The 12,422-nt window shown below is 66.7% G+C and carries 15 protein-coding genes and 1 tRNA gene; 10 read left to right on the forward strand and 6 right to left on the reverse strand.

Annotation, left to right across the window (positions count from 1 at the left end; translation table 11 throughout):
• The first annotated feature begins 10 nt into the window (after positions 1 to 10).
• The 8 genes from sufB to FHS00_RS01040 all read left to right on the forward strand — a co-directional run bounded on the left by sufB (position 11) and on the right by FHS00_RS01040 (position 6,641).
• Entirely contained in the window at positions 11 to 1,549 is a 1,539-nt protein-coding gene (sufB, locus tag FHS00_RS01005) for a Fe-S cluster assembly protein SufB (RefSeq protein ID WP_183469006.1), read from the forward strand.
• Entirely contained in the window at positions 1,549 to 2,142 is a 594-nt protein-coding gene (locus FHS00_RS01010; RefSeq protein ID WP_183469008.1) for a hypothetical protein, read from the forward strand. Before sufB ends, FHS00_RS01010 begins: the two co-directional genes overlap by 1 nt.
• A 17-nt stretch (positions 2,143 to 2,159) precedes the next feature.
• A complete protein-coding gene (sufC, locus tag FHS00_RS01015) occupies positions 2,160 to 2,915 on the forward strand; it encodes a Fe-S cluster assembly ATPase SufC (protein ID WP_183469010.1) in 756 nt (251 codons plus the stop codon).
• Complete coding sequence (sufD, locus tag FHS00_RS01020) at positions 2,915 to 4,198, forward strand: Fe-S cluster assembly protein SufD (protein WP_183469012.1); 1,284 nt, start codon at positions 2,915 to 2,917, stop codon at positions 4,196 to 4,198. Before sufC ends, sufD begins: the two co-directional genes overlap by 1 nt.
• Before the next feature lies 1 nt (position 4,199).
• The gene (locus tag FHS00_RS01025) at positions 4,200 to 4,685 is read left to right on the forward strand and encodes a hypothetical protein (RefSeq protein WP_183469014.1); all 486 of its coding nucleotides are present in this window, start codon (positions 4,200 to 4,202) and stop codon (positions 4,683 to 4,685) included.
• A gap of 1 nt (position 4,686) precedes the next feature.
• On the forward strand, positions 4,687 to 5,283 hold the full coding sequence (locus FHS00_RS01030; protein ID WP_183469016.1) for a YIP1 family protein: 597 nt from the start codon (positions 4,687 to 4,689) through the stop codon (positions 5,281 to 5,283).
• Positions 5,276 to 6,496: a cysteine desulfurase gene (locus FHS00_RS01035; protein ID WP_183469018.1), complete on the forward strand. Its 1,221-nt coding sequence runs from the start codon at positions 5,276 to 5,278 to the stop codon at positions 6,494 to 6,496. The genes FHS00_RS01030 and FHS00_RS01035 overlap by 8 nt, the downstream gene beginning before the upstream one ends.
• 68 nt (positions 6,497 to 6,564) lie before the next feature.
• A tRNA-Arg gene (locus FHS00_RS01040) sits at positions 6,565 to 6,641 on the forward strand.
• Positions 6,642 to 6,910: 269 nt separating this feature from the next.
• On the opposite strand, the gene FHS00_RS01045 is transcribed toward FHS00_RS01040, so the two are convergent.
• From FHS00_RS01045 to FHS00_RS01065, 5 genes are all read right to left on the reverse strand, one after another.
• Positions 6,911 to 7,411, reverse strand: a complete 501-nt coding sequence (locus FHS00_RS01045) for a c-type cytochrome (protein WP_183469020.1) — start codon at positions 7,409 to 7,411, stop codon at positions 6,911 to 6,913.
• On the reverse strand, positions 7,408 to 7,563 hold the full coding sequence (locus FHS00_RS01050) for a hypothetical protein (RefSeq protein ID WP_183469022.1): 156 nt from the start codon (positions 7,561 to 7,563) through the stop codon (positions 7,408 to 7,410). The genes FHS00_RS01045 and FHS00_RS01050 overlap by 4 nt, the downstream gene beginning before the upstream one ends.
• Positions 7,564 to 7,567: 4 nt before the next feature.
• Positions 7,568 to 8,059, reverse strand: a complete 492-nt coding sequence (locus FHS00_RS01055; RefSeq protein WP_183469024.1) for a DUF411 domain-containing protein — start codon at positions 8,057 to 8,059, stop codon at positions 7,568 to 7,570.
• A 1-nt stretch (position 8,060) separates the two neighbouring features.
• The gene (locus FHS00_RS01060; RefSeq protein ID WP_183469026.1) at positions 8,061 to 8,996 is read right to left on the reverse strand and encodes a beta propeller repeat protein; all 936 of its coding nucleotides are present in this window, start codon (positions 8,994 to 8,996) and stop codon (positions 8,061 to 8,063) included.
• 90 nt (positions 8,997 to 9,086) lie between these two features.
• Positions 9,087 to 9,428 carry a hypothetical protein gene (locus FHS00_RS01065; RefSeq protein ID WP_183469028.1) on the reverse strand — a complete coding sequence of 114 codons (342 nt, stop codon included), beginning with the start codon at positions 9,426 to 9,428 and terminating at the stop codon, positions 9,087 to 9,089.
• A gap of 158 nt (positions 9,429 to 9,586) precedes the next feature.
• Here FHS00_RS01065 and FHS00_RS01070 point away from each other — a divergent pair, with 158 nt between their 5' ends.
• Positions 9,587 to 10,000 (forward strand): CBS domain-containing protein, encoded by a 414-nt coding sequence (locus FHS00_RS01070; RefSeq protein ID WP_183469030.1) that lies wholly within the window; start codon positions 9,587 to 9,589, stop codon positions 9,998 to 10,000.
• Between the two features lie 114 nt (positions 10,001 to 10,114).
• Here the strand turns inward: FHS00_RS01070 and FHS00_RS01075 are convergent, their stop codons facing one another.
• Entirely contained in the window at positions 10,115 to 11,359 is a 1,245-nt protein-coding gene (locus FHS00_RS01075) for a GAF domain-containing sensor histidine kinase (RefSeq protein ID WP_183469032.1), read from the reverse strand.
• A 211-nt stretch (positions 11,360 to 11,570) separates the two neighbouring features.
• Between FHS00_RS01075 and ku the strand changes: the two genes are divergently transcribed.
• The gene (ku, locus tag FHS00_RS01080; RefSeq protein WP_183469034.1) at positions 11,571 to 12,416 is read left to right on the forward strand and encodes a non-homologous end joining protein Ku; all 846 of its coding nucleotides are present in this window, start codon (positions 11,571 to 11,573) and stop codon (positions 12,414 to 12,416) included.
• The last annotated feature ends 6 nt before the right edge of the window (positions 12,417 to 12,422 follow it).

The following is a 12,422-nucleotide window of genomic DNA, read 5'->3' on the forward strand; positions in this document are numbered from 1 at the left end:
GGAGACCGTCATGGCGATCCTCGAGCAGGACATGACCAAGGAAGCCAAGGAAGGCGTCGATCAGGAGACTGTCGATGCCGTGGCGAAGCTGTCGGGTGCCTACAAGCACGGCTGGAACACCGAGATCGAGATGGACTACGCGCCCAAGGGCGTGAACCCCGACATCGTGCGTCTGATCTCGGACAAGAACGAAGAGCCCGAGTGGATGACCGAATGGCGTCTGCAGGCCTTCGCGCGCTGGGAAAAGCTCGACGAGCCGAACTGGGCGATGGTCAACTACCCCAAGATCGATTTCCAGGACATCTTCTACTATGCTCGCCCCAAGAGCATGGAAACGAAGCCGAAATCGCTCGACGAGGTCGACCCCAAGCTGCTGGAGACCTACAAGAAGCTCGGCATTCCGCTGAAAGAGCAGATGATCCTCGCCGGTGTCGAGGGTGCCGAGAATGCCGCGCCCGCCGATGGCGAGCGCAAGGTCGCCGTGGACGCAGTGTTCGATTCCGTCTCCGTCGGCACCACCTTCCAGAAGGAGCTGGAGAAGGCGGGCGTGATCTTCTGCTCGATCTCCGAGGCGATCCGCGAGCATCCCGAGCTGGTGAAGAAGTATCTCGGCACCGTGGTGCCGCAGTCCGACAACTTCTACGCCACGCTGAACTCGGCCGTGTTCTCGGACGGCTCCTTCGTCTACGTGCCGCCGGGCGTGCGCTGCCCGATGGAGCTGTCGACCTATTTCCGCATCAACGCCGAGAACACCGGCCAGTTCGAGCGGACGCTGATCATCGCCGACAAGGGCTCTTACGTGAGCTACCTCGAAGGCTGCACCGCTCCCAAGCGCGACACCGCGCAGCTGCACGCCGCCGTGGTCGAGATCATCGTCGAGGAAGACGCCGAGGTGAAATACTCCACGGTGCAGAACTGGTATCCGGGCGACGAGAACGGCAAGGGCGGCATCTACAACTTCGTCACCAAGCGCGCCGATTGCCGTGGTGACCGGGCCAAGGTGATGTGGACCCAGGTCGAGACCGGCTCCGCCGTGACCTGGAAGTACCCGTCCTGCATCCTGCGCGGCGACGACAGCCAAGGCGAATTCTACTCGATCGCCATCGCCAACAACCACCAGCAGGCCGACACCGGCACCAAGATGGTCCATCTGGGCAAGCGCACCAAGTCGCGCATCGTCTCTAAGGGCATTTCGGCCGGCCAGGCGCAGAACACCTATCGCGGCCTCGTCTCGATGCACCCCAAGGCCAAGGAAAGCCGCAACTACACCCAGTGCGACAGCCTTCTGATCGGCGACAAGTGCGGGGCGCACACCGTCCCCTACATCGAGGTCAAGAACAACTCGTCGCGCGTCGAGCACGAGGCGACCACCTCGAAGGTCGATGACGAGCAGCTGTTCTACTGCCGCCAGCGCGGCATGGACGAGGAGGAGGCGGTGGCCCTCGTGGTCAACGGCTTCTGCAAGGAGGTGCTGCAGGCGCTGCCGATGGAGTTCGCCATGGAAGCCCAGAGCCTCGTCGCGATCTCGCTCGAAGGCTCGGTCGGCTGATGGATCAGGTCGCGCCCCCGGACTTCGCCTTTCCGGAGGCGGAGGCCCGTGCCCTTGGCACGGCCTATGAGGGTGCGACCACGATCCTCGAATACGGCGCGGGCGGCTCGACCGCGATGGCGGCACTGCTGCCGGGCCGGACGGTGTTCGCGGTCGAAAGCGACCGCGGTTTCATCGCCCGGCTGAACCGCTGGTTCGAGGCCAGCCCGCCCGAGGCCCGGGTGCATCTGCACCACGCCGATATCGGTCCCACCGGAAAGTGGGGCCAGCCGGCGGACGAGGCCGCGACTTGGCGGCGGTTTCACCGCTATCCGGCCTCGGTCTGGGATCGCGACGATTTCGTCCATCCCGACGTGGTGCTGGTGGATGGGCGGTTCCGCGCCGGCTGCTTCCTTGCCACGCTGTTCCGGATCACGCGTCCGGTGCGGCTGTTCTTCGACGATTATGCCGGACGTCCGATCTATCACGAGGTCGAACGCTACGGCGCCCCGGTGGCGATGCATGGCCGGATGGCCGAATTCGCCCTCGAACCCACACCGATCCCGGCAGGCGACCTGACCTGGATCCTCGAGACATTTACCCGCAGGAAGTGATGCGGAAGGAGAAAAACATGCTCAAGATCAGCGGCCTGAAGGTCAAACTTGAAGAAGAGGACAAGCAGATCCTGAAGGGCGTCGACCTCGAGGTCGGCGCGGGTCAGGTGCACGCGATCATGGGGCCGAACGGCTCCGGCAAGTCGACGCTGTCCTACGTGCTGTCGGGCCGCGACGGCTACGAAGTGACCGAGGGCTCGGCCGAGCTGGAAGGCGTCGACCTTCTGGACATGGAGCCCGAGGAGCGCGCCGCCGCCGGCCTGTTCCTGGCGTTCCAGTACCCGGTCGAGATCCCCGGCGTCGGCAACATGACCTTCCTGCGCACCGCCTACAACGCGCAGCGCAAGGCCCGCGGCGAGGACGAGGCCTCGGCAGCCGAATTCCTCAAGCTGGTGCGCGAGAAGGCCAAGGACCTGAAGATCGACGCCGAGATGCTCAAGCGTCCCGTCAATGTCGGTTTCTCCGGCGGTGAGAAGAAGCGCAACGAGATCCTGCAGATGGCGGTCCTCGAGCCGAAGATGTGCATCCTCGACGAGACCGATTCCGGCCTCGACGTCGACGCGATGAAGCTGGTCTCGGACGGCGTGAACGCGCTGCGCGATGCCGGCCGGAGCTTCCTGGTGATTACCCACTACCAGCGCCTGCTCGACCACATCACGCCCGACGTCGTGCACATCATGGCGAACGGCCGCATCGTGAAGACCGGCGGCCCCGAGCTGGCGCTCGAGGTCGAGAAGAACGGCTATGCCGACCTGATGGACGAGGTGCAGTAATGGCGCTGGCAAAAGCGAAATCCGACGCCACCGAGGCGCGGCTCGCCGGGCTGTCGCTGCCTGAGGGCGGCGCCTCATGGGCCCGCGAGGCCCGTCAGGACGCGCTCAACCGCCTGACCGGCATGGGGCTGCCCCAGCGCCGCGACGAGTACTGGCGCTTCACCAGCCCGGCCGAGTTCCTCGCCCCCGAGACGCCGCGCGCCGAGATCGCCCTCGACGCGCCGGGCTTCGACGATACCGAGGTGCTGCGCGTCGTCTTCACCGACGGCGTGTTCGATGCCGAGGCCTCCGACGATCTCGCGCAGGAGAACCTCGAGATCGAGCGCTACGCCGATGCCGTGACCAAGGACATCCATTGGATCAAGGGCTTGCTCGGCGTTCTTGAGACGGCCGGCCAGAACCGGGTCGACCGTCCCTTCGCGACCTTCAACACCGCCTTCGCCGAGGACGGCATCGTCCTGCGCGCGACCGGCAAGGTGTCGAAGCCGGTCCATCTCGACTACCGCCGCTCGGACGATCGGGCCGAAGCGGTGCTGCGCCACATGGTGCGGGTCGAGGATGGCGCCGAGCTGACGCTGCTCGAAAGCGGCGTCGGCGCCGCGCGGCTCAACACCGGCATGGAAGTGGACATCGCGGATCGCGGCACGTTCCACCACGTGCGGATGCAGGGCCGCGATCACGAGCGCCGCGCCGCCACCCATGTCTTTGCGCGTCTGGGCGAGGAAAGCGTGTTCAAGAGCTTCACGCTGTCGCTCAACGGCATGATGACCCGCAACGAGGTGATCATCACGCTCAAGGGCGACGACGCGGTGGCGCATGTCGCCGGGGCCGCGCTCGGCGATGGGCGCGATTTCCACCACGACGACACGGTGTTCATCACCCATGACGCGGTGAACTGCGAGAGCCGTCAGGTTTTCAAGAAGGTGCTGCGGAACGGCGCCACCGGCGTGTTCCAGGGCAAGATCCTGGTCGAGCCCGACGCCCAGAAGACCGATGGCTACCAGATCAGCCAGTCGCTGCTCCTGGACGAGGACGCCAACTTCCTCGCCAAGCCGGAGCTGGAGATCTACGCCGACGACGTGCAGTGCAGCCACGGCTCCACCTCGGGCGCCATCGACGAGACGGCGCTGTTCTATCTGAAGTCGCGCGGCATCCCCGAGGACAAGGCCCAGGATCTGCTGGTGCTGGCCTTCGTCGCCGAGGCGCTGGCCGAGATCGAGGACGAGGGGCTCGCCGAGACGCTGCGCGGGCAGCTGGCCGGCTGGCTCGAACGGCGCCGCTGAGATGGCGGTGTCCTCGGACATACTGAGGACCTGGCGGCACCCCCGCCAGGTCGTGGCCGACCTGCTGGCGCAGGGGCGGCGCGAGGATCGGGCCATCGCCATCCTGATGGCGGGCTGTGGCCTTGTCTTCGTGGCGCAGTGGCCGCGGCTGGCGCGGGTGGCGCATGAGACCGGCGACGAGCTGGCGCGGCTCATCGCCTATGAATTGCTCGCCTGGATCTTCGTCTGGCCGCTCGCCTTCTACGCGCTGGCCGGGCTGAGCTGGCTGGTGCTGCGGATCGTGCAGCGCCCGATCACCGCCTATGCCTCGCGGCTGGCACTGTTCTGGGCCTTTCTTGCGGCCACCCCGGCAGGTCTGCTCTACGGCCTGCAGACGGGGTTCAACGGCGCGGACGCGGCAAGTCGGCTGGTCGGCGCGGTCTGGCTCGCGGCATTCTTCCTGTTCTGGGTGCAAGGGCTTCGCGCGGCGCTGGAGCGGCGGGGCTGAGATGTGGACCTATCTGACCGATCTGTTGCGGCTGAGCCTGCGCGCGCCGGGTGACGCCGCCAGCCGTTTGCTGGTGACATGGCCCGGACGCACTGCCACCTGGCAGGCCCTGACCCTCGTCGTCTGCCTGAGCGTGGTGCTGACCGCGCTGGTGCAGGGCGCCATGCCGATGATGCCGGTCGAGGCGACCGGCGCGGGCTTCGGCCTGACCCCCTTCGGCTATGCGGGGCTGCTCGGCGTGTCGCTGGTTCTGCTGGCGGCCGGGGTCGCCGGTGCGGGCCGGCTCCTGGGCGGAACTGGGCGCTTCGTGCCAGCGCTGACCCTCGTCGTCTGGCTGGAAGTGCTGGCGATGGCGCTGCGTCTCGTCCAAGGCGTGCTGATCCTGGTGCTGCCGCCGCTGGGCGGGCTCGTCGGGCTCGCCGGCCTGTTCTGGCTGTTCTGGTGCCTCACGCGTTTCATCCAGGCGTTGCACGGGTTCAACGGCGTCGGCCGCGCCCTGGTCACGCTCTTCATCGCCTTCATCGCCATCGGGGCCGGTCTCGCGATGCTGTTGGCGCTCACCGGGCTCGGCGCCCAGGGAGGAATGACCCATGTATGACATCGATCAGGTCCGGGCGCAGTTCCCGATCCTGTCGCGCGAGATCAACGGCAAGCCGCTGGTCTATCTCGACAATGGCGCCTCGGCGCAGAAGCCGCAGGTGGTGATCGACGCGATCACCCGCGGCTATGCCGAGGAATACTCCAACGTCCATCGCGGCCTGCACACGCTCTCGACCATCGCCACCGAGAAATACGAGGGCGTGCGCGAGGTGGTCCGCCGCTTCCTGAACGCGCCCAGCCAGGACGAGATCGTCTTCAACACCGGCACCACCGAGGGGATCAACATGATCGCCTATGGCTGGGCCATGCCGCGCATGGAGGCCGGCGACGAGATCGTGCTGTCGATCATGGAGCATCACGCCAACATCGTGCCGTGGCACTTCCTGCGCGAGCGGCAGGGCGTGGTGATCAAGTGGGTGGAGACCGACGCCAATGGCGATCTCGACCCGCAGGCGGTGATCGACGCGATCGGGCCCAAGACCAAGCTCGTCGCGGTCACCCACATGTCGAACGTGCTCGGCACGGTGGTCGACGTGAAGGCGATCTGCGATGGCGCACGTGCAAAGGGCGTGCCGGTGCTGGTCGATGGCAGCCAGGCGGCGGTGCACCAGCCGGTCGACGTGCAGGAGATCGGCTGCGACTTCTATGCGATCACCGGGCACAAGCTCTACGGCCCCTCGGGCTCGGGCGCGATCTTCGTGAAGCGCGAGCGCATGGCCGAAATGCGCCCCTTCATGGGTGGCGGCGACATGATCGACCAGGTGACCCGCGACGAGATCACCTACAACGTGCCGCCGATGAAGTTCGAGGCGGGCACGCCCTCGATCGTCTCGACCATCGGCATGGGCGTGGCGATCGACTGGATGATGGATCTCGGCATGGAGGCCATCGCCGCGCATGAGCGCTCCTTGCGCGATCACGCGGTCGCGCGGCTCGGCGGGTTGAACTGGCTGAACCTGCAGGGTCGCTCGGCGGGCAAGGGGGCGATCTTCTCCTTCACCATCGAGGGCGGCGCGCATGCGCACGACATCTCGACTGTGCTCGACAAGAAGGGGATCGCCGTGCGCGCCGGCACGCATTGCGCGATGCCGCTGATGCAGCATCTGGGCGTGGGCGCCACCTGCCGCGCGTCGTTCGGGCTCTACAACACTCCGGCGGAGGTCGACCGGCTGGTCGAGGCGCTGGAGCTGTGCCACGATCTGTTCGGCTGAGATTGACGCGGGGGCGGGCGCGAAAAGCCGTTGCGCCCGCCCGATCTTTCGCCTATCCCGGCGCTCAGGCACCCGTAGCTCAGCTGGATAGAGCGCTGCCCTCCGAAGGCAGAGGCCAGAGGTTCGAATCCTCTCGGGTGCGCCAATAATATTGGCATTTCCTCACATCGCAGCATTCGAGCCTCCCCGGTTTCGCCGGTGGTTTCGCTCCTTCGCGTCCGGAACGGACTGCAGATGAAAGGGGGCTCGGATTCCGATACAGCCGCTTGAGCGCCTCGATGTTTGAGGCCTGCTTTGCCCCTTTGGGGGAGGCCGGTACATCGGCCTCCGTTGATCGCTCCTGCCATGGGCGACCGGGTCCTGAGGCTTCCAACAGGTATCAGCTTCGACGGGCAATAGACGACGACGTCGTCCTTACTCCTTACCCGCGGCCCCGGCCGAGACTTCGGCCTGGAAGGCGCGCTCGCGCTCGGGCCAGCTGGACTTGATGAAGGCCAGCACCGCCTTGATGTCCGCGTCGCTCAGCACCTCCGCGAAGGCAGGCATGTCGCTTTCATAGCCGGGCACGACCGCGCCGAGGCCGTGCTTGGTGATGGTGAAGAGGTCGCGGTCGGCATGGTGCCAGGTGTGGCCGCTCTCGTCATGCGGCGGGGCGGGCATGCGCCCGTCCTCGGTCCGGCGACGCCAGTCGGGCTGACCCTCGAGCTGCGCGCCATGGCAGGCGGCGCAACTCTCAGCATAGACCGCGTCCCCTCGCTCGACCATCTCCGGCGTGACGGGCTCTCCGAGAATGGAGAGCCCTGCGATGTCTGCAGTCGGGGTCGTGGCATCGTCGATCAGGCCCTGCGCCACCGCCGCGATCGCCGCGGCGCCGAGCAGGCCCGCGCCGGCGGTGATGGCCAGCTTCTGTCTCATCGCGCGCTCCTCAGGAACTTGATCAGTGCCGCCGCGCCCAGCACGAGCAGCACGAGTACCAGTACCATCACGAGGCCGCCTCCGGCCATCATGGCGCCCATCATCGGTCCGTTCATCATCGATCCGTCCATCATCGACATCATTCCTTCCATGCAGTCATTCATCGGAGAACACCGTGATTTCGTCGCCCGAGAAGGCGTAGGCCTTGAGAGTGCCGCTCTTGCCGCCCATGCCGGGGGCGTTCATCGGCATGCCGGGCAGGGTGATGCCGGTGATCTCGGGGCGCTCAGTGGTCAGGCGCTCAACGATCTCGGCTGGGACCAGCCCGCTGACATAATAGCCGTCGACCTCCGCGAGATGGCAGCCAAGGCCTTGCTCGGGCACGCCGGCCTCGATCGAGCGCTTGTCGAAATCGCGGTCGTCGATCCGTGTCACGTGATAGCCGTTTTCCTCCATGTAGTCGGCATAGGCGTCGCAACAGCCGCAGCCCGGGTCGCGCCAGATCGTCATCTGTCGATCGGCGGGGATGGTGGCCTCGTCAGGCGCGGGTGCCGCGCTGTCTGGCTCGGCGGTGGTGATGTTCGCGACCCCGATGATGGCGGCGGCAGCGAGGGCCAGGGCGGTACCGGTGAATAGCTTGTGGTTCATCTCAGTTGTCCTTGAAATTTTCGTAAGAGGTCCAGCTGCTTCCGCCGTCACGCGAGACGCACAGCCCGGTGGAGCCTGCGGCCAGCACGTGCAGCGGATCGGAGGGATCGACGGTGAGCGCGGTGAGAGGCTCGCGCGTGGCCTGCGCCCAGTTCACGCCCGCATCCTCCGACAGCCACAGCCCCGAGGGCAGCGCCGCATAAAGGCGCTCCGGCGCTTTGGCCGCCAAGGCAAGGATCTCGACCGGTTCTCCCTCGGGCAGCGAGGCGGCGGCCACGGGGGTATCGCCTGCGACGAGGGCATCCATCGCGTCGCCCGCAACCACGTCCTGCCAGCGGCAGAAGCAGTCGGGCACCCGTGTCAGCCCGGCCCGCGTCCCGGCATAGAGCCAGATGCCGCCCATGCCGGTCTCGTGGGCCACGGAGACGAGGCTCAGCACGTCATGCTCCGCGCCGCCGAGATAGGGGCGATCCATGACGAATTCCCACGTCGCGCCGCCGTTTTCGCTGCGCCACAGCCCGTCGCCTTCGAGCGCGGCATAGACGGTATCGGGTGCCTTTGCGGCCAATGTGAGCGAGAGGATCGCGGCGCCTGGCAGCCCGTTATCGGCTGCGCTCCAGCTTTTCCCGCCATTCTGGCTGCGACGGAGGCTGCCATCCTTCCAGCCCGCGAGGATCAGGCTCGGGCGGTCCGGATGCGTGGCGAGCGAGACGGGGCCCGGCGGAACGTCCAGCCGGGTCCAACGATCGGCCCCCCGGCGCAGCAGCCCGTCAGGCGTCGCGGCGAGAAGGGCAGCCCCGTCGAAGGCGAGAGCTGTGACGGTATCCGGAGGAGACGACCGGGCAAGGCCCGGGGCAAGCATCGTCATGCCCATCGCGGCAAGGCCGGAGGACAGGACGCGACGGCGCGACAGCGCGCCTGCGACGAAAATGGTCATGAGGGGTATCCCGAGAAGGAGAAGGTCGGTTCGACGCCCGCCTGCGGGCAGACAGGGCGATACCGGGCCGTCACCTCGCGGTGCGGCCGGTCAGCTCAGGATGGTGGTTCGTGGGGGTGCGGGATCGAAGCCGGGCTGGCGCGCCCGCGCAGTCGCATCGCCGGGCCACGAGAGAATGGTCCCGGCGACCGCCTGCGGCACTGCCTCGGGCGATGTCTCTGTCGACATCAGAGGCGCGGTACAGTCGAAGTCGCAGACCATCTGCTCCTCCGCATCCTGCGCGCAGGCGGGGCAGGTGTCGTCCTGCTGCTCGGCCATGGCCGTCGCCGTCATGTCAAGCGACATCCGCGCCCCGGCAACGTCGTGCAACAGCACCCCTCCCAGAAGGGCGAGCGAGAGGCAGAACGTGGCGAGGCGGACCCAGAGGCGCATGATGCCGATCTAGGAAGGCGCGCGGTTCCTGTCCACTGGGCGACGCCGAAAGCCGCTCACGAAGCCGTCAGTATCGGGGGCGCCGTCGAAAGGCGCCCGTCGCCGGAACGTGGGACGGTCTCACCCGTTCTTCCTGACATGCAACACAGGAGCGGATCATGCAGGTTCAGGACATCATGACGCGCGACCCCGCCTGCTGCGCACAGGACAGCACCATACAGGAGGCGGCCAAGCTGATGGCGCAGCATTCGATCGGCGCCGTGCCGGTGCTCGACGATACGGGCACGCCCATCGGCATCGTCACGGATCGCGACATCTGCTGCGGCTCGGTTGCCGAGGGCAAATCGGGGGAGATCGCGGTCTCGGAGATCATGACCAGGGACGTTCTCACCACCTCTCCCGAGGAAGATGTCTCGTCGTGCTGCAACAAGATGGAGCAGCGCCAGGTGCGCCGCGCCGTCGTGACGGATGGCGACGGCAAATGCTGCGGGATCGTGGCGCAGGCCGACGTGGCGCGAAAGGCGCAGGGCGCGGAAACCGCCGACCTCGTCCAAAAGGTCTCGCAGCCCTGAGGTGGCCTCGGCGTCGCGACGAATGACCGGCAGCCGCCCCCGTTTCTAGGGCGGCTGCGCCGAGGGGCCATGCCGGGTCGCAAGGCGTTCAGGGCAGGGCGGTCTGAGCCCCGCTCAGGCGGCCGCAGCTTCCAGAAGCGGCAGCTTGAAGGCGAAGGTCGTGACCCCGTCCTCGCAGTCGAGGTCGATCCGGCCGTTATGGGCGGTGGCGATGGAGGACGCGATATAAAGCCCCAGCCCTAGCCCTTCGCCATCAGCATGGACGCCCCGCTGAAACGGGTGGAACAGCTGCTGGCGCAAACCCTCGGGGACGGCCTCGCCGCGGTTGGCAACGGTGATCGCAACCTCGCAGCTGCCGATCGAGCCATGGACCGCGACCGGATGCCCGGGCGTGCCGTAACGGACCGCGTTCGACAGCAGGTTGGAGATCGCCTGCGCGACACGGGGCGCATCGCAGCTCACCGCCCGGTCGAAGGCGAGGTCGAGCGTGATCTCCTGATGGGGAGAGGCAGCGCGGATTTCCTCGACCACCTGTGTCACCGCCTCGGCCAGCGGCGCATCGGGCGAGGCAGAGATCCGGATGCCGCCGCCCAAACGCGCCCGGGCGTGCAGCATGATGTTCTCGATCAGGTCGTTCATCCTGTGCAGCGACGACCGCATCAGGGGCAGGATTTTTCGCGCCCGGTCGCCCAGCGGCTCCCGGTCGAGTTGCCGGAACCCCGCTTCGAGGGCGGCCACCGGATTGCGCAGATCGTGCCCGAGCACGGCCACGAACTCTTCCTGGATGCGGGCCATCTCGCGCTCCTGCTCGACGAGGCGTTCCTGCGCTTCGAGCCGCTCCTCAGTTTCGAGGCTTTGGCCGATGATGTCGGCGAACATCTCCAGCATCGCGACGGCACGCGGGTGTTTGACGTCGCGCGGCTCGGTGTCGATCGCGCAGAGCGTGCCGAAGAAGCTGCCATCGCTGCGGCGGATCGGGATCGAGGCGTAGCTGACGATGCCGAATTGGGCGGCGAGCGGGTGATCGCCGTAATCCTCATCGGTCGCGGCATCGTTGAAGATGACCTTTCGCGCCGTCTCGCGCACCGTCTGGCAGAAGGTGGACTCGATCTGGATCTCGTCACCCGGGGCCAGGCCAAAATCGATCTCGTCCACGGTGCGGCAGGCGACCCAGCGATCCGCCGTGACCCGGGCCACACCGGCGAAACGCATGTTGGTGGCGAGCATGACGGTTTCGAGGATGGTACCCACCAGATCGCTCTGCGTGAGCGTCGCAATGTCATCCTGGAAGTCGTGTCCACCTGCAAGAAATGCGGCATGATCCTGGATGGTCGCTTGCCGCAGCATCTCGTCGCTCATTCCGCACCCCTGTCAAAAGACATGAGGGGCAACCTCTCACGATCACAGGGGAACGACAATGGCAGCCCGTGCCGAACCGCAATAGGCTAAGGTACAGGTCACCTTGTGTCTTCGGACGCGAGCTGCGCAACGACGCCCTCGCTGGGCCCTCCGGGAACCCCGCCACCGGCGATCCCGTTTAGGTCGAAACATCCCTATGCGGAGAACCGACATGGCATCGCGTCCCGTTTGGAAGGGCCAGCTGCGCCTGTCGCTGGTCGCGATCCCGATCGAGCTGCATTCAGCCCGTGAGAGCGGGTCGAAGACCTCATTCCGGCAGATCCACAAGCCCTCGGGCAAGCCGGTGAGCTACCAGAAGGTGGTGGCGGGGCTCGGCCCCATCGACACGGACGAGATCGTGAAGGGCTTTCAGACCGCCAAGAACGAATACGTTCTGATCGAGCCCGAAGAGATCGAGGAGATCCGGCTCGAAACCAAGAAGACGTTGGAAATGGTGCAGTTCGTCGAGCAGGGCGAGATCGCGCCGCTCTACTACGATGCGCCGTACTACGTCGTGCCCGCCGACGAGCTGGCGCAGGACGCCTATCGCGTCGTCCGCGACGCGCTGCGCCAGACGGGCAGGGTGGGTCTGGGTCAGTTGACCATGCGCGGGCGCGAATACCTCTGCGCGATCCGGCCTTGCGGCGACGGGCTGCTGCTTGAGACGCTGCGCTACGAGGACGAGATCCGCAAGGCCGACCCGCTCTTCAGCCAGATCGAGGACGACCCGGCCGACAAGGAGCTTCTGAAGGTCGCGACCCAGCTGATCGAGAGCAAGTCGGCGCCGTTCGACGCCTCGATCTTCGAGGATCACTACGCGCGGGCGCTCAGGGAGCTGGTGGCCCGCAAGTCCCGTTCCAAGAAGGCGCCGCGCGCCAAGCCGGGCGAAGACAAACCCGAGGTCGAGACCGACGCCAAGGGCAACGTGGTCGACCTGATGGCGGCGCTGAAGAAGAGCCTCGCGGCCGACAAGGCATCAGGCGGCAAGAAGTCTGCGCCGCGCAAGAAGGCCTCGTAGGAGCCG

This window comes from Limimaricola variabilis (assembly GCF_014195545.1).
GTDB lineage: Bacteria > Pseudomonadota > Alphaproteobacteria > Rhodobacterales > Rhodobacteraceae > Limimaricola > Limimaricola variabilis.

Excerpts from the sequence above, each read along its gene's own strand:
- sufB (WP_183469006.1), top strand. The coding sequence starts at position 11 with ATGGCGATCCTCGAGCAGGACATGACCAAGGAAGCCAAGGAAGGCGTC.
- FHS00_RS01010 (WP_183469008.1), top strand. The coding sequence starts at position 1,549 with ATGGATCAGGTCGCGCCCCCGGACTTCGCCTTTCCGGAGGCGGAGGCC.
- sufC (WP_183469010.1), top strand. The coding sequence starts at position 2,160 with ATGCTCAAGATCAGCGGCCTGAAGGTCAAACTTGAAGAAGAGGACAAG.
- sufD (WP_183469012.1), top strand. The coding sequence starts at position 2,915 with ATGGCGCTGGCAAAAGCGAAATCCGACGCCACCGAGGCGCGGCTCGCC.
- FHS00_RS01025 (WP_183469014.1), top strand. The coding sequence starts at position 4,200 with ATGGCGGTGTCCTCGGACATACTGAGGACCTGGCGGCACCCCCGCCAG.
- FHS00_RS01030 (WP_183469016.1), top strand. The coding sequence starts at position 4,687 with ATGTGGACCTATCTGACCGATCTGTTGCGGCTGAGCCTGCGCGCGCCG.
- FHS00_RS01035 (WP_183469018.1), top strand. The coding sequence starts at position 5,276 with ATGTATGACATCGATCAGGTCCGGGCGCAGTTCCCGATCCTGTCGCGC.
- FHS00_RS01045 (WP_183469020.1), bottom strand. The coding sequence starts at position 7,411 with ATGAGACAGAAGCTGGCCATCACCGCCGGCGCGGGCCTGCTCGGCGCC.
- FHS00_RS01050 (WP_183469022.1), bottom strand. The coding sequence starts at position 7,563 with ATGGAAGGAATGATGTCGATGATGGACGGATCGATGATGAACGGACCG.
- FHS00_RS01055 (WP_183469024.1), bottom strand. The coding sequence starts at position 8,059 with ATGAACCACAAGCTATTCACCGGTACCGCCCTGGCCCTCGCTGCCGCC.
- FHS00_RS01060 (WP_183469026.1), bottom strand. The coding sequence starts at position 8,996 with ATGACCATTTTCGTCGCAGGCGCGCTGTCGCGCCGTCGCGTCCTGTCC.
- FHS00_RS01065 (WP_183469028.1), bottom strand. The coding sequence starts at position 9,428 with ATGCGCCTCTGGGTCCGCCTCGCCACGTTCTGCCTCTCGCTCGCCCTT.
- FHS00_RS01070 (WP_183469030.1), top strand. The coding sequence starts at position 9,587 with ATGCAGGTTCAGGACATCATGACGCGCGACCCCGCCTGCTGCGCACAG.
- FHS00_RS01075 (WP_183469032.1), bottom strand. The coding sequence starts at position 11,359 with ATGAGCGACGAGATGCTGCGGCAAGCGACCATCCAGGATCATGCCGCA.
- ku (WP_183469034.1), top strand. The coding sequence starts at position 11,571 with ATGGCATCGCGTCCCGTTTGGAAGGGCCAGCTGCGCCTGTCGCTGGTC.